We start from the raw sequence: 24,706 nt of genomic DNA on the forward strand, positions 1-24,706 counted from the left end.
AACTTAATGACATTGCCCTACACCCTCCCAAAGGAGAGAATCGCACAATCTCCTGCTTTTTTTATCTTCCGAACACCTATGGCTTCCGGCCCGCGGTTAAGTATGGCTTTATCTTTTAGCTAAACTATTTAAAACATATCCTCAGGCTTAACATCATCGGGTACAGCTTGTTCCACACTCCAGTGTTCTGCAATTTTACGCCCGGCCACCCTGAATATCTCATAAAACACAAACGTTTTGCCGTTCCTATTAAACTGCGACTGTACTACAACAAAATCACCTTCGGAAATAATCCTGTGAATTTTCACAGCTCGTTCAGGCTCCGAAAGATAACCTGCCAATCCCTTGCCCGATGCAACCACAGAAGCATCATGCTCAACATAAGCAGGATTAATAAACTGACTGGCAGATTGTTTATTTAAGATTACTTTATAAAATTGATCGACAATAAGCCTGCTATCTTCTGCAGAAGCATGATGTTCAATTTCGGTTGTGCCATTGGTAGCAGTTATGGCTTTCCCGCTTTCATCGGGCAGGGGCTGTATAGCATCCCAGTGTTCCGTTAACATCCCATCCTTTAACTTAAACAGGTCAATCACAGCCATACGCTTGCCCATAAATGAAACATCAAGGTGAAGTACTACTAAGTCACCATCCTGTATCGCCCTTACTATTGGTGACCTTGCACCTTCGGGCGGTGACGGCAAGGTTTTCAGAAAATTAATCATTTCCGTTATCCCTGCCCTCCCCTGCTTAACGGTTGGATTATGTTGCTTATAACCTTCAATTATAAATTCGGGGATCAGTTCGGTTTTACGTTGCCCTACTATCTGCTTATAAAAAGACAGTACTTTTTGTTTATTGGTTATGGTATCCATATAGGTACGTGATTTTGCAGCCCGGGCATTGCATATTAAAATGCAGCATACACCCAATGCCAATATTTGAGTAATTTTCATTACCGGTTAAATAAAAATGATCAGAAATTTTCAGATAATACTAAACACTGCCGCAAAAAGCAGCGTGTTATCGAGCCCGTACCAACAGGCCGGGCCTTTAGGCGACCCTTGTTTTATATGTAGAGATTGTAATTATCCCGTGAAGATAGGGAAAGTTTAGAGATTTCAGACTTACGAAGTTTTAAAAACTTCGTAAGTCTTTTTCGGGCTTGGCAATGCCTGTCAAAATACCTTAATCACCTGCCCTGTAATGGCCCCAAGCACGCTTTTAACATAAGCATTGGCTACTTTGTCCATAGCAACAGGCTCATGGCCAGGAAAATACTCAAAGAAACCCGGCGAATCTTCAACAACTCCGGGGCTTACCGCATTAATCCGCACGCCGTTTTGCAATTCGATGGCGGCACTGATAACAAAGGAATTTAGCCCTCCGTTAATAGTTCCCAGATTTACACCATTTATAACAGGATCTTCGGATAGAATACCTGATGTAAGCGTGAATGAACCTTTGGCATTAATATGACGCTGGCCTATCAGTACCAAATTTACCTGTCCAAGCAGCTTGCTTTCAATTCCCTTTTTGAAATCAGCCGGCGTTGTACTTGAGAGCGGACCAAAATGCCCTGAACCGGTGGTACTTATCAACGCATCAAACGGCCCAATCTTTTCATAAAACGATTCAATTGATTCGGGCGAAGTGATGTCTAACTGAAAAGCCCCGCTTTTAGAACCTGCTGTTATAATCTCGTGCCTGCCCTGCAACACTTCAGTAACCTTTTTGCCAATAGTACCCGAAGCACCAATGATAATTATCTTCATAGTATATGTTTTTTGTACAAGTTAACAAGTGTCAGCATAAATCAACATCATCACAAAGTAAAACACACCCAGTTTGTCAAATACCTGTGTCAATGCTTGTTTTTATAAAAATAGATTTAGATTTGTTTCCAATATCCGATTATATAAATGACTAAAAACACTGCGCTTTCAACTGTTCCGGGTTTCATTCGCAATACCGTTGCCAACATTCACCCTTTAGATCATACTTTCCTGCTTCATAAGGTTAAAGATACCTGGGTTGAGATCAGCTACGGCGAGGCACTGGAAAAAATAGATGCTATTTCGGCCTGGTTTCTGCATATCGGCATCAGGAAAGGCGACAGGCTTTCGCTCATTATCGAAAACGGCCCAAATTACGTTTATTATGATCAGGCCCTGCAACAGATCGGTGCGGTTAATACTTCGATATATCCAACCCTTACAGAAAACGAGATAGAATATATCCTGAACGATTCAGGTGCACGTACCATCATTTGCGGCAATCCATTCCTGTTTAGGAAAGTTTTAAAGGTGGCAAACAACTGCCCTGAGCTGATCCGCCTGATACCTGCATTTGATGACTTCGAAAAATTCAGCGATAAAGTAAGCTTAAATGCAGGTGTAATTGGCTTTGAAGAAGTAATTGCCGAGGGGCGCAAATTGTTGGAGCAATATCAGCACGCCATTAATGCGGCACGTGAAGCCATCTTGACAACTGATACTTCATGCCTCATCTATACTTCAGGCACCACAGGTGTACCTAAAGGCGTGGTTTTAACACATCATAACCTTACTCAAAACGCGATCAATAGTTTAATCCAGATCCCGTTTGTTGAAAAAACCGACAGGTTTTTATCGTTCCTGCCACTATCGCACGTGTTTGAGCGTACCATTTACCATATAGCCATTTACCGGGGATCACAAATAGCCTTCGCTCAAAGCCTTGAACTATTGGCAAAAAACATGGCCGAAGTTAAACCTACTATACTTTGTTGCGTACCACGTTTGCTGGAACGCATCCACGACAGGGCTATCAAAAGTGGCACATCAGCAGGTGGCATCAAAACCAAGATTTTCCTTTGGGCATTTGAAATTGGCAAAAAAGTGCGCCTTGCACAGGAAGCAGGCAAATCGCCCAATGTGATGTTAAAAGCACAGCATGGCATTGCCGAGAAACTGGTATTCAGCAAAATCAAGGAAAAAACCGGCGGACAACTTAAATTCATGGTATCGGGCGGCGGTGCACTGCCTAAAAATATCGGTGAGTTTTTTGGCGATCTTGGCATTGTGATTTTAGAGGGCTTTGGCTTAACCGAAACATCACCGGTGATGGCCGTTACAGAGCGTCACAGGGTAATTTATGGTACCGTTGGCCGCATCATTCCCGGTATTGAAGTGGCCATCCAAAATGTGGATACCAAACACATCTACAGCATACAAACGCATGATAACTTTAAGGAGGATACCCTGACCGAGGAAGGTGAGATCATTGTTCGCGGGCATTGCGTAATGAAAGGCTACTGGAACAAGCCGGAAGAAACCGCCACAGTTATCGATTCGCACGGGTGGTTCCATACCGGTGATATCGGTCGTTTCTTCCGTGGCAACCTTCAGATCACTGATCGCCTGAAAAACATGCTGGTGAACGCATATGGTAAAAACATCTATCCAACCCCAGTGGAGAATACCTACCTCAAAAGCCCTAAAATTGAACAGGTATTTTTAGTAGGCGATAAACGTGAATACATTGCGGCTATCATAGTGCCCGCACGTGAAACCCTGCAGGAAACTTTTAACCTTCAGAATGAGTTCTTTGAGCGCCCCGAAGTGTTCATTGATGATAAAGAAATTGTCGACTGGATTGGTGCCGACATCCGTAAATACAGCAACGAACTGGCCAAATTTGAACGTATCAAATCATTTAAAGTAAAACGTAACCCTTTCAGCATGGATGATGGCGAGATCACCCCTACCATGAAAGCCAAACGCAAGGTTATCGAAAAGAAATATGCTGCCGATATTGATGAGCTGTATGTTGGAGAGACGGAGGAAGACTAACCGTTGATGGGCTTTTGATTACGTTGATTTCGCTGATGTCGGAACCGGGATTTGGGGAGATTTATCGGATTAGCGGAATTTAATTAATCCAAGCCTCAGAAAAAATCAACGAAATCAGCGCAATCACTTAAAATCAACGGTTAAGATTTACTAACTTTGTTAGCATGAAGCGATCAGGCAGTGCTGACTTACCTTTACATTATGGCTACGTACCACTGTGGCTTGCCGAACGAATGGCTAAGCTTGGTCTTGCAGTGGTAGAAACCATTGTGATGGACTATGGCAAGGATGAAGTTCTTCGCCGGTTAAGCGATCCTTTTTGGTTTCAGAGCCTGGGCGCTGTTATGGGGATGGACTGGCATTCCTCAGGCATAACAACCTCCGTAATGGGCGCTTTGAAAAAATCTATTAACCCGCACAGCCGTGAGTTGGGCATTTACATTTGCGGGGGAAAAGGCAAACACTCCAAACAAACCCCAGCCGAGCTTTTAAAAGTAGGCGAAGCCACCGGGCTCAATGGTAATTACCTGGTAAAATGCAGTAAACTAAGCGCTAAGGTTGATAATACCGCCATTCAGGATGGCTTCCAGCTTTATACTCATAATTTTATTTTAAGCGATACCGGCAAATGGGCTGTAGTACAGCAAGGCATGAGCGATGCCAGCAGCACCGCCCGCCGATACCACTGGCATTCGGAGCAGCTAAGTTCATTTGTTGATGATCCGCATACGTTTATCTACGGAAAAAACAATGGCTATATCCTTAACATGACGGATAAAGAAGCAGGCAACTCACGCAATGGCGTTATGCAGATTGCTGCCGAAAATCCCGGTATCATGATCAGGGAGATCAGCAAACTGGTAATGCCCAACCACCATGAGGTTTATGCCAAAGATGTAGACCTTAAACGCCTTGGCGCGGTACTTTGGCTGGCCCATGAAAAACAGCCCAAAGATTTTGAAGACTTGCTGTTATTGCAAGGCTTAGGGCCGCGCACTTTACAATCGCTGGCATTGGTAAGTGAAGTAATCCACGGCACCCCTTCACGGTTTAAGGACCCGGCCAGGTTTTCCTTTGCTCATGGTGGCAAGGATGGCGCTCCGTTCCCCGTTCCAACCAAAGTTTATGATGAAACCCTAAGCACCCTTCAAACGGCTATTTATAAGGCAAAAATGGGCAATAACGATAAAAACGAAGCCATTAAACGCCTTTCCCAAATAGCCCAAAACGCAGAGAAAGATTTTACACCCAATGCCAACTTCGATAAGGTTATCGAAAGAGAGCGTAACGACTCATGGAAATATGGTGGCCGTACAGTTTTTGGCAGAGCAAAACCACCTGGTGAGCAGCAGCTTAAACTATTTTAAAGTAGTACTAATAAACTTTGCAGTATCTAAATGAGCCTGTAAACCGGGTAACATTTTATTGGCAAAATCGGCCAGGGAGGTGTTTTTCTTATCTTGCCCTACTATTTTATACAAAGCTATCTGATCGGTATGGTCATTGATAACCATTTGTATATACGCCTTATCAAACGCTCCTGCTTTCTTTACATCCAAATCATTGATCATTTGCTGATGGATGGGGCTTATTATGGCCGAGTCCGTAATCTGGTTATCGGTTTTGAGTTTCTTGAAATCATCGGCCAGCATGGTATGATCATCAATCATGAGTTTGGCAAACTGGATAACCCGCTGATTTTTCGAATTCGCAATTGCCAAACCTGAAGCCTTTACCGAGGCAAGGGTTGACTCTTCGCCACTTTTAAGAAACAACAGGCCGTTATCATCTATTTGCGTTTTATTGTAGTTATTAGCTTGCCGGTTGCTTTGGCAGGCCTGCAATACCAATAAAAAAAACATGAAAAATAAAGCGCTTGTTAATCGGCTCATGCTGATAGTTTAATGATCTAATTTAACAAAAAAAGGCAACAATAGTTTTCATATCTCTTTTAAAACGATCAAGGCTTACTATCCGGAAAACAACTGATTAATAACACTTTTACTCTTCAGTTCCCCAAAGAGCTAATTGTTATTTTAAATGTACACTTGAAGTGTAAAAACCACACTTGTATTTTTTATGCCTCTTCTTTAAATTTAAAGTTGCCTCATCAACAATATCCTTTGCTAAAATTTAATATTTAACATCACTCTAATCATCAGTCTTAAAAAACTGATAAACAAAAAGTTAACTCAAATAAAACAAATTGATTTTTTAGACAAATACAATATATTGTAAATATTTTCTTACAAACAAACAAAAGGGCATCAATGTTGCGGCAATGTAAAATGAACAAACTAAACGAAACCTTTGAACTATGATAAACGCGGAAAAAATCACATGTTATTGCTTCAATAAAGATTGCGCTGCCTCGATATATAACGATACTACCTGTTTATCAATACAAGTCCCCCTCGAAGTAGCGTTGTCACGTACATTAAATTGTATTGAATGCGGTGCTGAGCTACTGTCTCCATTGTTAATAGAGATAAAAAAAGACATTCTTAATCTTATAAAAGATGATCAACAGCATTCGGTAGCTATTATTGATGATGATATCATTTTTCACGAAACGGTTAAAATCATTTTAAAAGATAATTGGTTAAATGCAAGCTTTTATATGAACCCTGAACCGGTATATAACAAGTTATACAGCAACCGCAATAAACATGCGGAAATACCTAATATTATTTTCCTTGATCTGGATATGCCGATAATGGATGGCTGGGAGTTCTTAGATCTGTTCAATAACATCCATCGCTCGCTTGCAAAGCTGGTTTCTATTTATATTATCTCAAACTCCGTTGATCCTTCCGACCAGAAACGGATGAAAGCATACCCTTTTGTTAAAAGCTTTATTTCAAAACCCTTAACCAGGCACTTTTTAGGTAAAATCAATGAGGAGGTTTCAAAAAACGCTGCTGGTCTTGAACTTAAACCGGCATCTAACTGGTAGCCACTAAATTTATTAATCAGGAATACAAAAAGGGAGCCCCAGGTTTCCTTTTTGTGTTTTATCTGGTTTTAAAAAAGCCGGGGCTAAACTTTACCTTTGCCAAATGGACTATTTTAAAAAACTGCTCAACCTGTTACAAACTGAGCAGGACGAAGACCGCCAGGCATACCTAAAACTCACCGAAACATCCTCAGCGACCGATCGCCGTGCAGCAGGACTTACCTGGTACCCTATAGCCATTAAAGGTACCGAAATAAGCAGGGGCGATTATCTAACCGTTGAGGTTGAACGTCCTTCGCACCAGGACCTCAGCCACCAGTTCAGGTTTGGAGCTTCGGCAGCATTGTTTTCAAATCATGATCCTAAAACCAGCCGGGTAAATGGCACAGTATCCTATCAGGGTGGTAACCGGCTAAAATTAACCCTGAACACCGAAGAATTACCCGACTGGAGCCGGAATGGAAAACTCGGCATCGATCTGCTGTTTGATGATAACAGCTACGATGAAATGCAGAAGGCACTCAAACAGGCTGCTAAACTTATCAACGATAATAAAGATGGCCACCTTACCCGTGTATTAACCGGGCAAAGCACTCCAACATTCATTCCCGAAACAATTCATTATCCGCTTCAAGACTTAAATGATTCACAACGGCAAGCTGTCCAAAAAATAGTAGAAGCGCAGGAGCTCGCTATAGTTCACGGGCCTCCGGGTACGGGCAAAACAACTACACTTGTGCAGGCCATTAAAGCACTTATAAAGCAAAATAAGCAACAGATCCTGGTAGTGGCGCCAAGCAATACTGCTGTTGACCTGCTTAGTGAAAAGCTGAGCAATGAAGGTTTAAACGTACTGCGCATCGGCAATCCGGCAAGGGTGTCTGAAAAATTAATGGCTTTAACTTTAGATAGCCGGATAAGTGCACATGATGATATGAAGGAGGTCAAAAAGCTTAAAAAGCAGGCTTCCGAATACAAAAACATGGCGCACAAATACAAGCGCAATTTTGGCAAGGCCGAGCGCGACCAGCGCAAGGCGCTTTTTGATGCAGCCCATCAACTCATCAGGGAAGTGGATAAAACCGAACAATTTATTGCCGAAGACCTGATCAGCAAAGCGCAGATCATTACCGCAACACTTGTTGGTGCCAATCATTACACTATACGGGATTTAAATTTTCATACCGTAGTTATTGATGAAGCCGGACAGGCCCTTGAACCCGCCTGCTGGATCCCTATATCGAAAGCGAAAAAAGTGATCCTTGCCGGCGATCATTTGCAGCTCCCTCCTACCATTAAATCACAACAGGCTGCAAAGGGCGGACTAAGCACTACATTGCTTGAAAAATGCGCTGCCCTGCATCCTGAGGCGGTTGTTTTACTTGAAGAACAATACCGGATGAATGAGGTCATTATGGGCTTTTCATCAAAAGAATTTTATGGCAACAGGTTAAAGGCAAATACTTCTGTAGCCAACCAGCTGTTATTTCCGGGGGATATTCCGCTGAGCTTTGTGGATACTGCGGGTTGTGGCTTTGATGAAAAGCAGGAAGGTACAAGTACCGCTAATCCTGAAGAAGCCGCATTCCTGTTTAAGCACCTTCACAAACTGGTTGGTGAACTTAAGGAACATTATCTAACGGAAAACTTTCCAACCATTGCAGTTATTTCTCCATATAAAGAACAGATCCGGATTTTAAACCAGTTACTGCTGGATTCGCCGGAGTTGATGGTTTATGCCGATAAAATTGCAATAAATACAATCGACAGTTTCCAGGGCCAGGAACGTGATGTTGTTTACATCAGTCTCACCCGAAGTAATACCGAAGGAGAAATCGGCTTCCTGAGTGATATTCGCCGCATGAATGTGGCTATGACCCGCGCCCGCAAAAAACTGGTGATGATTGGAGATAGTTCAACCCTGGCGTATTCTTCTTTTTATGCAGATATGATTAGTTATGCCGAGCAGCTAAACGGCTATCAAAGTGCCTGGGATTACGCAGGATACGATTAAACGTCAATTGTTTGTTACATAAGCTTTAATACTGCTACAGGTTGGGATATTGGTTAAATTTATCCTTTAGCCTCATAACCAGCGCTGCCATGAATTTTAAACTGCATAACCTATCCAAACCTGTTGCTTTCATAAGCCTATTTATTTTTTTGGCCCAAACCGGTAAAGTATCGGCCCAAACCAATGCTGATGACCCGCACTTGGGTATCATTCCCGCACCTGCTTCAATCACCAAAAGCAACGGTACATTTACTTTTACTCCGCTTACATCAATCAAAGCAGATAACCCGAAAGATAAAGCTGTTTTATGGCTGAAAGATTACCTGCAGGAAAACCGGCACCTGAATATTAAAATAGCGAAATATAACTCAAAACTCAAGGCGGCAAAAAGCAAAGGCCTGATCCTGACTTCAAAAGGAACCAATAAATTACCTAATGAAGGCTATAAACTCAGCATCACACCACGCAATATCATTATAGTTGGCAAGGATGCGGGCTTGTTTTACGGCATTCAAACTTTACTACAACTTTTCCCGGTTGAAAATGCAACCACTTACAAATTACCTTGCGCGGTAATTGAGGATTCGCCCCGTTTTGGGTACCGTGGGATGATGCTGGATGTATCCCGTCATTTCTTTACCATTCCGCAGGTTAAAAAGGTAATCGAGCTTATTGCATCTTATAAATTGAATACCTTTCACTGGCATTTGGTTGATGGCCAGGGATGGCGTATCGAGATTAAAAAATACCCCAAACTTACCGAAGTGGGTGCATTTCGCCAGCAAACCATGTTTGGCAGTAACCGCGACTGGCCCGATTCGCTTAGTTACGGCGGTTTTTACACCCAGGAACAAATTAAAGATGTGGTTAAATTTGCGGCCGACCGATATATTAACGTGGTCCCAGAAATTGAAATGCCTGCCCATTCCGAAGCTGCATTGCGTGCCTATCCCGAATTTAGATGCGATACCGTTGCCGGCCAAAAAGCCCCGCGCGATATCAATAACCTGTACTGCCCTACCGAGCAGACTTTTACCTTTTTACAGGATGTGCTTACTGAAGTGATGGCGCTGTTCCCAAGCAAGTACATTCACATTGGCGGTGATGAAGCAGGTAAGGAACCCTGGAAACAATCGGCCTTTTGCCAGGCTTTGATGAAGGAAAAAGGCCTGAAAGATGAAAAGGAATTGCAAAGCTATTTTATTCAGCGTATTGAGAAATTCATCAACTCCAAAGGCCGCAGTATTATAGGTTGGGATGAGATACTGGAGGGTGGCCTTGCCCCTAACGCCACAGTAATGAGCTGGCAGGGTGAGGAAGGTGGTATTAATGCTGCCCATCAAAAGCATAATGTGATTATGACACCGCAAACTACAGGTAACTACTTTGATCATTACCAAAGCAGCTCACCACAGGAGCCGGTATCTTTTGGCCGTTACGCCACTTTGGAAGAAACTTATAATTATGATCCGGTTTCAAAGCAATTAACTCCCGACGAACAGAAATATATAATAGGCACCCAGGGTAACCTTTGGACAGAGTACGTACCTACCGTGGCCAAGCTTCAATACCAAATCATGCCGAGAGTTTTCGCCTTATCGGAAGTGGCATGGACCCAACCTGTCAATAAAGACTACACCAATTTTTCAGAAGTACGGTTGGCTAAACATTTTGCAAGATTAGATGCCATTAGCTACAACTACCGGGTACCAACCGCGTTAACCACTATCGATACCATGGTTGTAGGTCCTCATTTCGTATATACCTTAAAATCGGTTGTACCGGGTGCTAAAATCTATTATACACTCAACGGCCGCGACCCATTGGATACTGACCTTCAGTATGACGGGCCAATCACTTTCTCCATACCGCAAAATGAGAAGAGGGAATTGCGGACAAGGGTGATCACACCATCCGGTCGCAGGAGTATTGCTACCCGCACTCTAATGTACAATAAAGCGCCATTACCTCCAGTAAACTACACGGCCAACAAACAGGGGATTAAATACAAATGGGCAAAAAACACATTTACCTCTCCCGATCAGCTTAGCTATGCTGCACCACAAGATTCGGCTATCAGCAATAAACTGGATGCCGAACCTTTGAAAAAAGACAACCCTAATTTTGGTGTGGTTTATGACGGTTACGTGAATATTTTGGCCGATGGTACTTATAACTTTACGCTTGCAAATTATGCCGCCAGCCAATTGTTCATTGATGGCGTGCAACTAACAGAAGCTGAATATGCGCTGCCACTGGCAAAAGGTTTTCATCAGATAAAGGTAAAGTACATATACAATGCGCCACCACCGCCAACAGGCAGGTACAGGCCCCGTGTAGCTCCGCTTAAAGTATATGTTACAGCTCCCGGAAGTTTTGAAAAGAAGGAGCTTAACGCAGCCGATCTTTATTTTTGATACATGGAATTAGGTATAAGCACCTTTGGCGAGGTACATCCCGATGGCAAGAGCGGCAATGCTTTAAATGCCCACAAGCGGGTTCAGGAATTATTGGAAGAAGTAAAACTGGCTGATGAGGTTGGCCTGGATGTTTTTGCCTTCGGCGAGCATCACCGGCCCGACTTTGTGATCTCAGCACCTGAAATATTAATCTCTGCGGCAGCAGCTATCACTAAAAATATTCGTTTATCAAGTTCTGTTACCGTATTGAGCTCGGCCGATCCGGTGCGCACATTTCAAAATTTTGCTACTGCCGATCTTGTTTCGGGTGGCCGGGTTGAAATGATAGCGGGCAGGGGTTCATTCATTGAATCGTTTCCTTTGTTTGGTTTCGACCTGAATGATTATGATGCATTGTTTACTGAAAAACTCGAAATGTTTTTGCAGATCAATAAACAGGAAATTATTTCATGGAAAGGCAACTTCCGGGCGTCGGTCAGAAACCAGGGTGTATACCCTCGTCCATTGCAATCAGAGATACCAGTTTGGATAGGCGTTGGCGGCACCCCAGCTTCAGCAAAAAGGGCTGGAACACTAAACCTTCCTATGATCATTGCCATATTGGGCAGTGCGCCAAAACATTTTGTGCCTTTTGTCGAGCTTTACCGGGAATCGGCAGCTAAAGCCGGGCATGATGTAAGCAAACTGCAATTAGCTATCAGCTCGCAATTTTACATTGCGGAAAACTCACAACAGGCAGCTGATGAATTTTATCCAAGCTATGAAGCCCTCATGACCCGTGTTGGCCGCGACAGGGGCTGGTCGCCGATGACAAGGGAGCAATTTGAATACCTGCGCGATTTTGGACCATTGGTTGTTGGCGATCCGCAGCAGGCTATCGACAAAATCATGCAGCAATACGAGCTTTTTGGCAATACCCGCTTTGTAGCCCAACTGGTTACCGGCTTTACCAAACACAAAGATATTTTAAAAGCTATTGAAATTTACGGTACAAAGGTAGCTCCCGTTGTTCGCAAAGAAACCAAAGCAAAAGTTTAGGCTTTTGCTTTGGTTAAAAACGCTTCAATGATGGTTACCGCAGGATAGCCACCGTCTCCACTTACATCCTCAATCTCACCTATATAATTGCCATGACCACCGGGCAGGATGCAAAGCTCAGCATCAGGTAACATACGATATAATTCCAGGGTATGTTCTGGCCTGATCACATCTTTATCCCCGGCAATCACCAACGCCGGCATTGTAATAGAACGAATAGCGTCATCGCCCCAGTCTTGAAAAGCTTGCATACGACTAAGGTCCCGCTTATGCATTATTTCTAAAGCAGCATGATCATTGTTTATAGCGAGAAACGCCTCCTGCAAAGGCTTGGGCATACTATCCAGGGTAGCGTTTTTCATAAAATCCCAAAACCAGGAGTCGAAACCGCTGCGTTTATAAAACGAGGAAGCTATGATGATTTTATGTACTAATTCTGGATGCCTGATCGCCAACTGCATTGCGGTGTTACCACCGTTGCTAAAGCCCATGATATCAGCCTGTTTTATATCCAAATGTTTAAGTAAAGCCGCAATGTCATCAGCATCCTGTTCAAATGAAGTGGGCACGCCCCTATCTGGCGTACGCCCGTGCGCCTGTAGATCTACCCCTATTACCTTGTGTTTTTTTGCAAAAGTTGACAACACACGACCAAAAGTAACATAGATATCTGAACCTCCGCCGTGAACCAGCACCAACGGGAAACCCTCACCATGAATTTCGTAATACATTTTCAGGCCATTAACAACGGCATAGTTACCGGCAATATTTGTTTTTGTCATATGCATAGGTTTTAATTCAATACAAACTTAGTTGTTTGAAGATAGGGAACCGGGTAGTAAATATGACAATTTGAGGTATAAAAAATGACAGCTCAAATTATTGCTGTATAGCCATTGCCGTCACAGCCTGCAGATACCATGCGGCATGAGGCAACCACTGCTCTGTCCAGCGCCATTCGTTGCCATCGTCTTTCGTTTTAAAGTCGATACCACTTCCGTCAGGATTTTCCTTTTTACCAGTGATACCATTGGAGATTCCACCTTTGCCGGAGCCATGCCCAAAGTTCGAACTCATGTAAGGCACATTGCTTTTACCAAACTGGTACATAAAACACATTTGGTAAGGGTTGCAACCCAATATCCAGGCTATTTGGTGCGAGGCATATTCGGCCAGTTCTTTTTTTACGCCCCAGCCACCTTTCTCAGGATAAATTAACCTTCCTCCTATTAGTGCCGCAGTAGCCAGCGAGCCGAGGCGGGCGTTTTCGCCCTGCCACCACCAGCCGGTTTCATTTTCATGCGGAATAAAAAAACCATCTTTTACTGTACCCCTGAATTTAAACGACTGCCGGGCGTACCCAAACGGATTGTCGACATTAGCAGTAACTTTAAGATTATAATCTAAAGCCTTTTTTATGGTAGATAAGGCTGCGGTACGTTCATCTGCATCCTTTTCTTTGTCGAGATATCTGCATAATGCAACAACAGGCATTCCCGCATCTGCTGCATGCCAAAAGGGCCTGTCACCATCATCGGCAATAAAATAACCTGCGGGGCTCATTCGCTTATTCAGGTTTTCGGCACGCTTGCGGGCTTCGTCCCGGTAGAGGGTGCTATCCGTCGCTATCCACAATTCGGTAGCCGCCATCAGGGCACAATAATCGTCAATGATGTTTTCCTTACCATCGTCATCATATTTAGTATTGTTTATCAGCAGATGAGCAAAGGCCCGCTTAGCGGCAGCAAGATATTCGGCCGATTTAAAATCACCGTCTTTTTTCAATTGAGAGATCCTTGCCAATGATGCTATAGCCATTCCACCGCCCTCACGAAACGCGGCCTGGTATTCATCGGTAGTAACGCTGTTTGCCTTTAACCCTACAACTCGCCTTGCTTTAGGGTCTTTATTAAAGTAACTGAACACGATCATATAAAAATAATCGTCTTTCGATAAGGCACGCATCATATAGTCGGCCCCCCAAAGCGCTTCGTTTACCATGCCATCATAAACGTTTAGTTTATTTAATAAACCCGGAGCTGTTTGCACCGTGTTGATCATCGACCACGTTACCAGGGGAATTTGCTGGGGCGACACGAAATTGGCATAAGCTAAATGCGAAAAGTACTTGCTCACATCACCCGATGCATCGCACCAGCCGCCGCGCAGATCAACGGTTTTATCGCTACCGTAAAGCTGAACAACGGAGTCGGCCTGTAGTTCGGTTGGCGTGTTGGCCCGTTGCCTGTTATAGTAACTTAATATTGAAGGGATGGTAGCCATCGCCAATGCATTATCTTTGATCTCGAACCAATCGGATACCGCCCCTTTATTTTTGCCTATCATAAGCCGGTATTTACCTTCGGTTTTAAATCCTGAAAAATCGGCCTGATAAAAGTATGCGCCCTTTGCCCACTCATCTACCTGTAAATGCTTGCTCAATTTTCCGGTAAAAGTTATTTTGCCCGCCGCATTTTGCAATTGAAATGTTGTACCCGCGGCAAATTTAGCATCGTTACGTACAACGATGGTCTTTGCTCCACGCGCGTCGTATGCCACCTGATTCATGTAAAAAACAGGGTCGGCTTTGCATAAGTAGCAAAGCAGCGTAAAGAAAATTGAAAGGATAATTTGGCGGTTAAACAGGTTCATGTAAATGCAGATTAATTGGCAAAATGGAATGCCTGCAATTTACAGCATTTATGCACCCGGTATCGCTTACGCAGCAAAAACCTGCCCCTAATTTACCACTACAAAAACAAAGCCCTGCTTACTTGACATATGCAGGGCTTTGTAATTAATGCTATTCGGTATTACTACTTCTTCTTTTTGTGCGATGATTTATGGCTGCTGCCAGATGATGACGACTTTTTAGAAGATGACGATTTCTTCGAAGATGAATGTTTTGACGAAGATGATGAATGCCTGGACGAATGTTTGGAAGAATGTTCTTTTTTAGACGAACGGCCATGTCTGTGCCTGCGTGTCGGCCTGTCTTCGTCACCATAATCTACATTCTCAGGCTTAGGCATCCTCCTGATCTTAGGGCCAAAGTCAATGGCTTCGTCATGGAAAAATTTATCGAATGGATTGAAATAATAGATATTGGCCGCATCGTAAATCTTGATACTTGCTTTTAAGCGGTTGTTAAATGCTTCCTCGTCTTTTAATTCGGGTGCTGTCCAACCAGCTTCGGCTAAACCTGCTATCCGCGGAAATAACATAAAATCAAGGCGTTTTTCAGACCCTATCATTTCTGTCCAGATGTTGGCCTGTACACCTATGATCTGTTTTGACTGTAAGTCCTCGTTGTTTTGTAGTTGTTTTTCAGGGAAACCATAAACGCTACCCACCGTATTATATACCCCTTTCCACCTCCGGCCGGAGATATGATCGGCATCCTGCACAAAATCAAAGTACATTGGTAAACGTGGGCAAAGTACCACCTGGTAACCTTTTTGAACCGCCAAATGCAGCTGTCCCGGCAAATTCTGTCTCCACCAAAAAATAATGGTTTTATCAGCAGGCAGGTTTGTACCTGTTGCTTCGTCCCATGCCAATACTTTATCACCCGCATTGATAGCAGTATCAGCTACGCGTTTAAAGAAATAACGTTCCAATTCACCCACATCAGCAAAATTATTCTTCTGCATAAAGTTGGCAATTGAAGGATTAAGCGACCAGGCCTTAACACCCAAAGCAACCTCATCGCCACCTAAATGGATCATTTTAGAAGGAAATAATGCACTGGTTTCCTTAATGATATTACCAAGAAACTGGTAAGTGCTATCGATTGCGGGGTTAAACGTAAAATTAGGATAGCCTTCAACACTGCCACCACTAAACTGCGGATATGCTTTGTTGGCGGCAGTAGCATGGCCTGGCATATCAATTTCAGGGATCACAGTTATAAACCTTTCGGCAGCATAAGCAATGATATCTTTGATTTGGGCCTGAGTATAATATTGAGGGTCTGCTACTGAATCGCTGTAATTCCCAATTCCACCAATCAGCGTTAACTTAGGGTATTTTTTAATCTCTAAACGCCAGCCTTGCGCATCGGTTAAGTGCCAGTGAAATTTGTTGAGCTTATAATACGCCATCCAATCAAGGATTTGCTTCACCTTTTCGGCCCCAAAAAAATGGCGCGATTCGTCGAGCATCAATCCACGCCATTGATAACGTGGGGTATCGAAAATGGTTAAAGATGCTAAGTTGATACTTTCGCCACGTGGCTGATCTTTGATCATCTGCAGTAAAGAAACCACGCCATAAAAAACCCCGTCGCGATTGCTTGAGGATATAGTGATTTCGTTAGCAACAATTTTTAAAGAATAGGCCCCGGCAGTAGGGTCGCCATTGGTTAAAAGCAAATGAATAACGCTGCCTGCATCTTTATTATCAACAGCAAGCGTAAAACCGGCTAATTGGTTTACCTGCTTTTGAAAATATCGGGCTATCGGCAATAACGAAGCATCATTTACACCAACAGTACTATGATTGTTAAAAGTAAACTGCCCTGTACCGCTAACAACAGACTTAGGCTGAGGGATTATATTGACATTTTGCGCCCGAACGGAACCGCAAAACAGAAGAAATACAAGTACGATCTTAAGCTTCATTTAAAAAACAACTCAAATAGTTTGGGGCTGCTATGATATGAATTTTCTTTCAAAAACAGGGTAATTTGTTTGTAACAAAGTGTTTAAATGATATAACAAGAATCTTTTTACCTCAAAAACACGCAAGTAGTATACATTATAAAACAAAAGCGGCCCCGAGTATTCAGGGCCGCTTTCCGTTTTCATAGGGGTAGATAAAGATTATTTCCAGCCGCCGCCCAATGAGCGGTAAAGCTCGGCATTGGCGCTAAGTTGAGCCATTTTAATAGATGCTAATTCAAGTTCACCTTGCAGTACGTTACCTTGAGCGGTAATCACTTCAAGATAAGTAGCGAGACCATTTTTAAACAACATGCTGGCATTAGAGGTAGCCTGTTGCAATGTTTTAACACGGTTTGCAGCAATAGCCTGTTGTTCTTTTAATTTTTGAAGCCTAACCAAAGCGTCAGATACTTCGCCAACTGCATTTAATACAGATTGGCGGAATTGGATCACTGTTTTTTCGCGGTCAACTTTGGCAACTTCATATTGGGTACGCAACTGCTTGTGCTGTAACAAAGGTTGGGCAATCCCCCCAGCAACTGTACCGAACAATGAAGCAGGGATGTTAAACCAGTTACTTGATTTAAATGAGTTTAAACCACCCTGACCTGTAATAGTTAATGAAGGATAAAGCTGAGCTTTGGCAATACCAACCCTCGCGTTAGCAATGTTCAAAGCCAGTTCAGAGCTCCTTACATCAGGCCTGCGGCTAACCATAGCCGATGGCACACCTGTTGAAAGGGTTTCAGGAAAGCTAATGTCATTAAGCGTAACGTTGCGTTCAATTGCGTTAGGTAACCTGCCTGCTAATATGCTTAAACCGTTTTCCTGAACATTGATATCCCGTTCAAACTGAGGAACCAGCTGCGCAGCCGCTTCCAACTGAGCCTGGGCCTGCTGAACACCTAAAAGGGTTACCTGGCCGGCATCGTACTGCAATTTGATGATGCGTAAAGTACTATCATTCAGTTTTACGTTTTTCTTTGCAATATTCAGCTGCTCATCAAGCATCAGGAGGTTATAATAACCTTGAGATACGCTTGACACGATATTGGTTTGGATAGCCCTTTTAGCCTCATTAGTTTGCAGGTACTGTGCTAAAGCTTCGCGGTTTTGACTGCGGATTTTGCCCCAGATATCGGCCTCCCATGAAAGGGCTAAATTTGCATTATAATCTTCGATATGTTTAGTACCGATGCCATATTGCTTAATGCTTAAACCATTGATGCTATTGTCCGACGGACGGTTTGTACTTGCGGTAACGTTTAAACCTAAAGTAGGTGCGTAGTTCCATTTAACCTGTTTAAATTGCAACTCGGAGGCTTCAATGTTTTTAACCGCCACCTGCATATCGTAATTTCTAACAATAGCACTGTCAATCAACTTTTGAAGAGCGGCATCGGTAAAAAAGTTTTTCCATTGTAAGTCGGCAATGCTGCTGGTATCACCAGTAGTAACCGCGTTCCTGAAGGTTTCAGGTTGCGCGTCCTTTGGCGTAGCAACATCTTTTGAAACTTTACAGCCGGCAAGCACCACCAGTGCTAAAGCCAAACTGCCTATTATATTTTTCATTGTTATATCTTTTTTAAACTATCACGGATTTAAAGGTCCGTGATAGTTTTAGTTGATGTTTGATTGATTAAGCTGAATATTCGTTTTCAAGCACGGCCGCATCTTTACCATGACCTGTGCCATTGGTACCAACTGGTACAGGTTTACCGCTAATGCGTTCCTGCAAGCCCTGGAATATCACGTATAGTACAGGTATGATAAACAAACCTAACAGTACGCCTGAAACCATCCCACCTGCTGCACCAATACTGATAGAGTGGTTACCCTGTGCAGATGGACCGGTAGCGATACTCATCGGGAATAAACCGAATACGAATGCCATGGAGGTCATGATGATTGGACGGATACGGAGCTGAGCAGCTTCAATAGCCGACTGAACCAGCCCATGCCCTGCCCTTCGCCGTTGCACCGCGAACTCTACGATCAGGATGGCGTTCTTCGCTAACAAACCGATAAGCATGATCAGCGCTACCTGTACATAGATGTTGTTTTCGATACCGGTTAAGCCTAATACAATGAACACACCGAATAAACCTGTAGGTATTGAAAGTATTACCGCCAATGGCAGGATATAACTTTCATACTGTGCTGATAACAGGAAGTATACGAACACCAAACACAACAGGAAGATCACTGTTGACTGACCGCCTGAAGCGATCTCCTCACGGGTTTGACCGGTGAACTCATAAGCAAAGCCTTGTGGTAACTGCTCTTTGGCAGTTTCCTCTATCGCTTTGATGGCATCACCAGAGCTGTAACCTGGTTTAGGAATGGCATTGATCTCGATAGAGTTAAACAGGTTGTAACGTGAAGCAGTTTCTGAACCATACACACGGGTTAATTTAACCAGGGTATTGATCGGCACATTTTCGCCTGATTTGTTTTTAACAAACACACGGTCAATTGCTGAAGGATCAGTCCTGTCGGCAATATCAGCCTGAACAACCACACGATAGTATTTACCGAAGCGGTTAAAGTCCGATGCCTGTGCAGTACCAAAGTAAGCCTGCATAGTTGAAAGGATATCTTTCACACTTACACCTAACTGGTTGGCTTTTTCATCATCAACTTCTAATTGTAATTGAGGGTAATCGGCTTTATAAGAAGTAAAGGCGTAAGCAATTGCGGGTTTCGCCATTAGCTTGCCGATAAAGTTATTAGCAACACCGCTAAATTTATCAAGCCTGCCGTTGGTTTTATCCTGCAGCATCACATCCAAAGCTTCCACGTTACTAAATCCCGGAACAGTTGGAAAACTGAACACGAAGAAAGTACCACCCGGTATACCTGCTAATCTACCTCTAACTATATTTTGTATCGCATCGATATTTTTAACCTCACCCCTTTCTTCAGTGGGTTTTAACAGCAAGAAGATTACACCGGCTGATGGACTGCTGGATTGGGTTAAGAAGTTAAAACCAGACAACGCGGTAACAAATCGTGCAGACGGCAGTGTTTTCAACTGATCTTCAGCTTGTTTAAATGTTTTATTAGTTCCCGCTAATGAAGTACCTGATGGTGTATTAACAGCGATGGCCACAAAGCCCTGGTCTTCTGTTGGGATAAAACCTGTCTTGGTTTTGTTTACCATATAAACAGTGGCAACAACCACTAAGGCAAGGCCGGCCATACTGATCCATTTATTGCGGATCAAAACTTTCAGGCCCCCGACATACCTGTTGGTCATGTAATTAAACCCACCGTTAAAGCCTGCATAAAATTTCTCTGCAAAGCTTTTCTTAGGTGCGTCATGACCGTTTTCACTATGTTTATTCTTTAAGAATAAGGCAGCCAAAGCCGGGCTTAAGGTTAAAGCGTTAACAGCTGATATAATGATGGAAATAGCCATAGTTAACGCAAACTGGCGATAGAAGATACCTGTTGAGCCCGTCATGAAACTCACCGGTAAAAATACCGCCGCCATAACCAGCGTAATAGATATAATAGCACCGGTAATTTCGTGCATCGCTTCAGTAGTCGCCGCTTTAGGGCTAAGGCTTGGGTCATGTTCCATTTTGGCATGCACCGCCTCCACCACTACAATGGCGTCATCCACAACGATACCAATAGCCAGCACCAAGGCGAATAGGGTTAACAAGTTAACCGAGAAACCGAACAGGTTCATGAAGAAGAACGTACCGATAATAGCAACCGGAACCGCTATAGCTGGTATCAACGTTGACCTGAAATCCTGCAGGAATATAAATACTACGATAAATACCAGTATAAAGGCCTCAACCAATGTATGCTCAACCTGGTTGATAGACTCATCAAGGTCGGTTTTAGTACGGTAGAACTGGTTGTATTTGATGCCAACAGGGAAATCTTTAGATAATTTCACCATCAGGTTATCAATCGCAATCTGAATTTCATTAGCATTTGAACCTGATAACTGGATAATACCAATAATAATACCGTCGTGGCCATTCAGGTTACTTACACTATTATATGAATAAGCGCCCAGTTCAACGCGCGCTACGTCTTTCAAACGTAATACAGAACCATCTGCATTTGCACGGATAGCGATATTTTGATATTCTTCTGGTTTGGTAAGTTTACCTTTATATTTAATTACATACTCAAATGCTTCGTTGCTGCGCTCACCAAATTTACCTGGTGCCGCTTCAAGGTTTTTGTCCTGTATAGCTGCGGTTACTTCGGCAGGTGTAACATTGTAGGCTGCCATTTGGGTAGGATTTAACCAAACACGCATGGAGTAATCCTTAATACCACCAAAGATACTTGCAGAACCTACACCCGGTATACGTTTAATTTCCGGAACGATATTGATCTGTGCGTAGTTGGCTACAAAGGTTTGATCGTATTTCTTAGGATCTTCAGAGTAGATCGCCATAGCACCAATAAAACTGTTTTGCTGTTTGGTGGTTGTAATACCATATTGCAAAACCTCGGCAGGTAACTGGCTTGAAGCCTGAGAAACACGGTTTTGAACGTTCACCGCTGCCTGATCGGGGTTGGTGCCTTGTTTAAAGTAAACGGTGATACCTAATGTACCGTCATTACTGGCGGTGGAAGTCATATAGGTCATATTTTCCACACCGTTAATGGCTTCTTCTAACGAAGGGGTAACGGAACGCAAAATAGTTTCCGCATTGGCACCCGGATACACAGCAGACACTAATACCGACGGAGGGGCAATATTAGGAAACCGCTCTAAGGGCAATTTTGTTAAACCAAGCACACCCACTATCACCAGCAATATGGAGATAACAGTTGAGAGTACCGGTCTTTCTATAAATTTCTGAAACATGACTTTAAAGTTTAAGTGTATGTATTATTTCTTAACTACAGCGGCAACTTTATCTGAAGCCTTTTGAGGCTGGATCACCATGCCTTCCTGTAGTTTATCGATGCCCTCTAACACGATCTGGTCGCCGGCTTTAATAGCCTCTTTATCTTTAACCAGGTAGTGATCGCCCGATTTACCAACGATGTCGATAGCTTGCTTTTTAACTTTGCTGCTATCACCCACGATAAATACGAATACTTTGTCCTGCATTTCAACAGTTGCCGATTCCGGCACGATCAAAGCATCTTTATGGCTCAGGCTCAAACGGATCTTACCGGTATTGCCCGAACGTAAAAGACCATCAGGATTTGAGAAATTTGCCCTTAAGGTGATAGCACCGGTGTTTTTATCAAACTGGCCGTCAACGATATCAATTTTACCTTGTTTAGCGTATTCGGTGTTATCAGCAAGCAATAATGATACTGAAGGAACATTTTTCAATTTATCTTTCAGGCTGGCACCCGGATATTGTTCTTTAAAAGCTACGAAATCCTTTTCGCCCAATGAAAAGTAAACGTGTACGTCATGTACGTCTGATAGTTGAGTTAATGGAGCAACATCTGCGGGAGCAACAAGGCTACCTTGTTTCTTAGCAAGCAGGCCGATATAGCCGCTAACAGGCGCTTTTATTAAGGTATAACCTAAATTGATCTGCGCGGTAGCTACATTAGCTTTAGCCGATTCGATATTGGCTTTGGCTACATCAGCAGCAGCTTTAGCTGTTTTTAACTGGTAGTCAGATACTACTTTGTTGGCAACAAGCGGAGTTAATTTTTCAACTTCCAGTTGTGCGTTTACCTGTGCTGCTTCAGCCGCGTGTAAGCTTGCTAATGCATTATTTAAAGCTGCGCGGTATGGTTGCTCATTAATTTTAAATATTGGCTGGCCAGCAGATACGAATGCGCCTTCGTCAACAAATACTTTATCTAAAGTGCCGCTTACCTGTGGTCTGATCTCTACGTTAACAGTACCTTCAATTGAAGCAGGATATTCCTGGAAAGTAGTTTCGGTACCTGACGCAATTGTAGCAACCGGTAATGCCGGCGGCGGTGGTGCTGTTGGAGCCTGCGGTGCAGATGAACATCCATATAATGTTAAAGCTGCAACTGCTGCTAAAAGGAGTGTTTTCATGAGTGATGATTTTAAGAGTGGTGAATGGATAGGGTTAGAATAAGCCGTTGGGCTTGTGATATATGATGATTTGATTGTTTTCATTGTTTTATTATTGCCGATCATTTTTCAATTGAGATGCCAGTTACATACTTAATTGACTATCAATTATTTATATTTATACTATTTGATTTCCAATGCCTTATATCGTTATTTTCACGATTTTTCATGACGATATACCGAAACGATGTGTGCTAATTACAGCAATTGCATAAATTAGATGTTACAACACCGTTAAATCGTTTAACACTGTTAAATAGATTGTGTGGGTTGTTAGTGAGCTTTTTCATTGTATTAAGAGTTTGTTTTAAAAAGTGCTTAACAGTTACTTAACACTGTAAGATAATTTAACAGTGTTGTTTCCAGGTCACAAAAGAACAGCGTCTTTCATCGATCTGATGATACCGCCTATGGTATCTTTCAAAACCTGTCGGTTAACTTCGTCAGAGAAACCTCTGCTTAGTAAGTTTATAGATACCAACCCATGTACAACCGACCAAAAAGTGTAGTATTTGGTACAGATCATTTCGTCGTTAATATCCTTAATATGCATAACCTGCATAATAGCCTCACTGATCATGGTAGTGAAACGCTGCGCTTCGGGCATTGCTTTTACCATCTCGCAGCAGCAGTTCATCTGTACGCCAAACATAACCTGGTAAAGTTCCTTATTATCAAAAGCAAAATTCCAGTATGCAAGCCACATGGCCTCCAGTTGCTCTTCAGGACGCAGATAGTTTTCTTTTGCTACCTCCATATCTTTGGCTAATATCAAATAACCTTTGCGGGTAAGTTCCATTAGTATGGCATCTTTATTTGCAAAGTATTCATATATAATAGGGGCGGTATATTCAATTACGTCAGCAATTTTACGCATGCTTAAGGCTTGCCAGCCTTCATGCTTAACTATGTGGAGCGCGGCATCCAGAATATTGACCCTGGTTTCCTCTTTTAAGCGCTGAATTCGTTCTTTACTTGCCATTTTGATTACACTATTAAATCATTTAACAGTGTTAAGCAAAAGTATAACGGTTTCAGAGATTATTTACCATCCCTTTGTAAAAAACGTTTCATCCAATTGTCATGGATTAAACCTTTTTGGGGCAAATCCAGTCGGCAAACGCTTATTTTTTTACCAGGTAAACCAATTGCCCAATATGATAGCCCTGGTGTATAGTACGATTAATCAGGATATTCAGTCTGTTACGGTGCGGCTCTTGTGCAAAATCATCCGCAGAAATAGCGCTATGCGGCTTAAACCAATCTTCGGGCTGCATGGCATTCATCCGTTCGGTCAACACCTCATTTACCTTAGCCCAATATTGTTTTAGCTCGGCCAATGAAGGTTTCTCCAAACCTGAATTTTCAGGACTTTTCACAAATATTTGATCGAGCTGAGGATAAAGCCTCTCACCCAGGCCTAAATAGCTAAACATTCCATCACTAACAGCAGTAAGGTGCCCCAACAGGTAAACACCGCTGTTTCGGCCGGGGGCCGTTTCAGCAGCGATGGCTTCGTCAGTCAGTTTATCGAGTAAACCATTTAAGCGACTGTTTTGTAGTTCCCAATTGGAAACTACCATCTTGATAAACAATTCGGTTGACGGTTGTACGGTGGTTTCGGTAATGTTTGTGCTCATTTTTTGCAGATGTAATATCAAACCGGCTGATTCGATATTACAATTATAAGCTAAAACATAATCGAAGTTATATTGATGAACTTATT

17 protein-coding genes are annotated in these 24,706 nt (G+C 42.9%); 6 read left to right on the forward strand and 11 right to left on the reverse strand.

The genetic code is table 11. From position 1 onward, the window contains the following. Positions 1 to 128 precede the first annotated feature (128 nt). Entirely contained in the window at positions 129 to 959 is an 831-nt protein-coding gene (locus ACEN9X_RS00575; protein WP_413668553.1) for a nuclear transport factor 2 family protein, read from the reverse strand. A gap of 222 nt (positions 960 to 1,181) precedes the next feature. Continuing rightward, positions 1,182 to 1,778, reverse strand: coding sequence for a short chain dehydrogenase (locus ACEN9X_RS00580; RefSeq protein WP_413668554.1), 597 nt, complete (start codon positions 1,776 to 1,778; stop codon positions 1,182 to 1,184). Positions 1,779 to 1,925: 147 nt separating this feature from the next. On the opposite strand from ACEN9X_RS00580, the gene ACEN9X_RS00585 reads away from it, so the two are divergent. Both ACEN9X_RS00585 and ACEN9X_RS00590 read left to right on the forward strand, forming a co-directional pair. After that, on the forward strand, positions 1,926 to 3,836 hold the full coding sequence (locus ACEN9X_RS00585) for an AMP-dependent synthetase/ligase (protein WP_413668555.1): 1,911 nt from the start codon (positions 1,926 to 1,928) through the stop codon (positions 3,834 to 3,836). Positions 3,837 to 4,000: 164 nt separating this feature from the next. Beyond that, entirely contained in the window at positions 4,001 to 5,203 is a 1,203-nt protein-coding gene (locus ACEN9X_RS00590) for a DUF763 domain-containing protein (protein WP_413668556.1), read from the forward strand. Here ACEN9X_RS00590 and ACEN9X_RS00595 read toward each other — a convergent pair. Next, a complete protein-coding gene (locus ACEN9X_RS00595; RefSeq protein ID WP_413668557.1) occupies positions 5,195 to 5,728 on the reverse strand; it encodes a DUF4142 domain-containing protein in 534 nt (177 codons plus the stop codon). The genes ACEN9X_RS00590 and ACEN9X_RS00595 overlap by 9 nt on opposite strands. A 425-nt stretch (positions 5,729 to 6,153) precedes the next feature. Between ACEN9X_RS00595 and ACEN9X_RS00600 the strand changes: the two genes are divergently transcribed. The 4 genes from ACEN9X_RS00600 to ACEN9X_RS00615 all read left to right on the forward strand — a co-directional run bounded on the left by ACEN9X_RS00600 (position 6,154) and on the right by ACEN9X_RS00615 (position 12,264). Continuing rightward, positions 6,154 to 6,792 (forward strand): two-component system response regulator, encoded by a 639-nt coding sequence (locus tag ACEN9X_RS00600; RefSeq protein ID WP_413668558.1) that lies wholly within the window; start codon positions 6,154 to 6,156, stop codon positions 6,790 to 6,792. A gap of 103 nt (positions 6,793 to 6,895) precedes the next feature. Further along, positions 6,896 to 8,806 carry an AAA domain-containing protein gene (locus ACEN9X_RS00605; RefSeq protein WP_413668559.1) on the forward strand — a complete coding sequence of 637 codons (1,911 nt, stop codon included), beginning with the start codon at positions 6,896 to 6,898 and terminating at the stop codon, positions 8,804 to 8,806. Positions 8,807 to 8,895: 89 nt separating this feature from the next. Continuing rightward, positions 8,896 to 11,223, forward strand: a complete 2,328-nt coding sequence (locus tag ACEN9X_RS00610; protein WP_413668560.1) for a family 20 glycosylhydrolase — start codon at positions 8,896 to 8,898, stop codon at positions 11,221 to 11,223. A 3-nt stretch (positions 11,224 to 11,226) separates the two neighbouring features. Next, entirely contained in the window at positions 11,227 to 12,264 is a 1,038-nt protein-coding gene (locus tag ACEN9X_RS00615; RefSeq protein WP_413668561.1) for an Atu2307/SP_0267 family LLM class monooxygenase, read from the forward strand. Here the strand turns inward: ACEN9X_RS00615 and ACEN9X_RS00620 are convergent. From ACEN9X_RS00620 to ACEN9X_RS00655, 8 genes are all read right to left on the reverse strand, one after another. Next, positions 12,261 to 13,046, reverse strand: coding sequence for an alpha/beta fold hydrolase (locus ACEN9X_RS00620; RefSeq protein WP_413668562.1), 786 nt, complete (start codon positions 13,044 to 13,046; stop codon positions 12,261 to 12,263). The two genes, ACEN9X_RS00615 and ACEN9X_RS00620, sit on opposite strands and share 4 nt — an antisense overlap. A gap of 97 nt (positions 13,047 to 13,143) precedes the next feature. Then, positions 13,144 to 14,916 (reverse strand): glycoside hydrolase family 9 protein, encoded by a 1,773-nt coding sequence (locus ACEN9X_RS00625; protein ID WP_413668563.1) that lies wholly within the window; start codon positions 14,914 to 14,916, stop codon positions 13,144 to 13,146. Between the two features lie 164 nt (positions 14,917 to 15,080). Beyond that, complete coding sequence (locus tag ACEN9X_RS00630; protein WP_413668564.1) at positions 15,081 to 16,886, reverse strand: beta-N-acetylhexosaminidase; 1,806 nt, start codon at positions 16,884 to 16,886, stop codon at positions 15,081 to 15,083. Positions 16,887 to 17,087: 201 nt separating this feature from the next. Next, positions 17,088 to 18,500, reverse strand: coding sequence for an efflux transporter outer membrane subunit (locus ACEN9X_RS00635; protein ID WP_413668565.1), 1,413 nt, complete (start codon positions 18,498 to 18,500; stop codon positions 17,088 to 17,090). Positions 18,501 to 18,567: 67 nt separating this feature from the next. Beyond that, positions 18,568 to 21,771, reverse strand: coding sequence for an efflux RND transporter permease subunit (locus ACEN9X_RS00640; RefSeq protein WP_413668566.1), 3,204 nt, complete (start codon positions 21,769 to 21,771; stop codon positions 18,568 to 18,570). A 24-nt stretch (positions 21,772 to 21,795) separates the two neighbouring features. Further along, on the reverse strand, positions 21,796 to 22,941 hold the full coding sequence (locus ACEN9X_RS00645) for an efflux RND transporter periplasmic adaptor subunit (RefSeq protein WP_413668567.1): 1,146 nt from the start codon (positions 22,939 to 22,941) through the stop codon (positions 21,796 to 21,798). Between the two features lie 406 nt (positions 22,942 to 23,347). After that, positions 23,348 to 23,962, reverse strand: a complete 615-nt coding sequence (locus ACEN9X_RS00650) for a TetR/AcrR family transcriptional regulator (RefSeq protein ID WP_121227285.1) — start codon at positions 23,960 to 23,962, stop codon at positions 23,348 to 23,350. A 142-nt stretch (positions 23,963 to 24,104) separates the two neighbouring features. Continuing rightward, positions 24,105 to 24,620, reverse strand: coding sequence for a DinB family protein (locus ACEN9X_RS00655; protein WP_413668568.1), 516 nt, complete (start codon positions 24,618 to 24,620; stop codon positions 24,105 to 24,107). Positions 24,621 to 24,706 lie beyond the last annotated feature (86 nt).

Origin of the sequence: Mucilaginibacter sp. Mucisp86 (assembly GCF_047324315.1) — a bacterium.
Lineage (GTDB): Bacteria > Bacteroidota > Bacteroidia > Sphingobacteriales > Sphingobacteriaceae > Mucilaginibacter.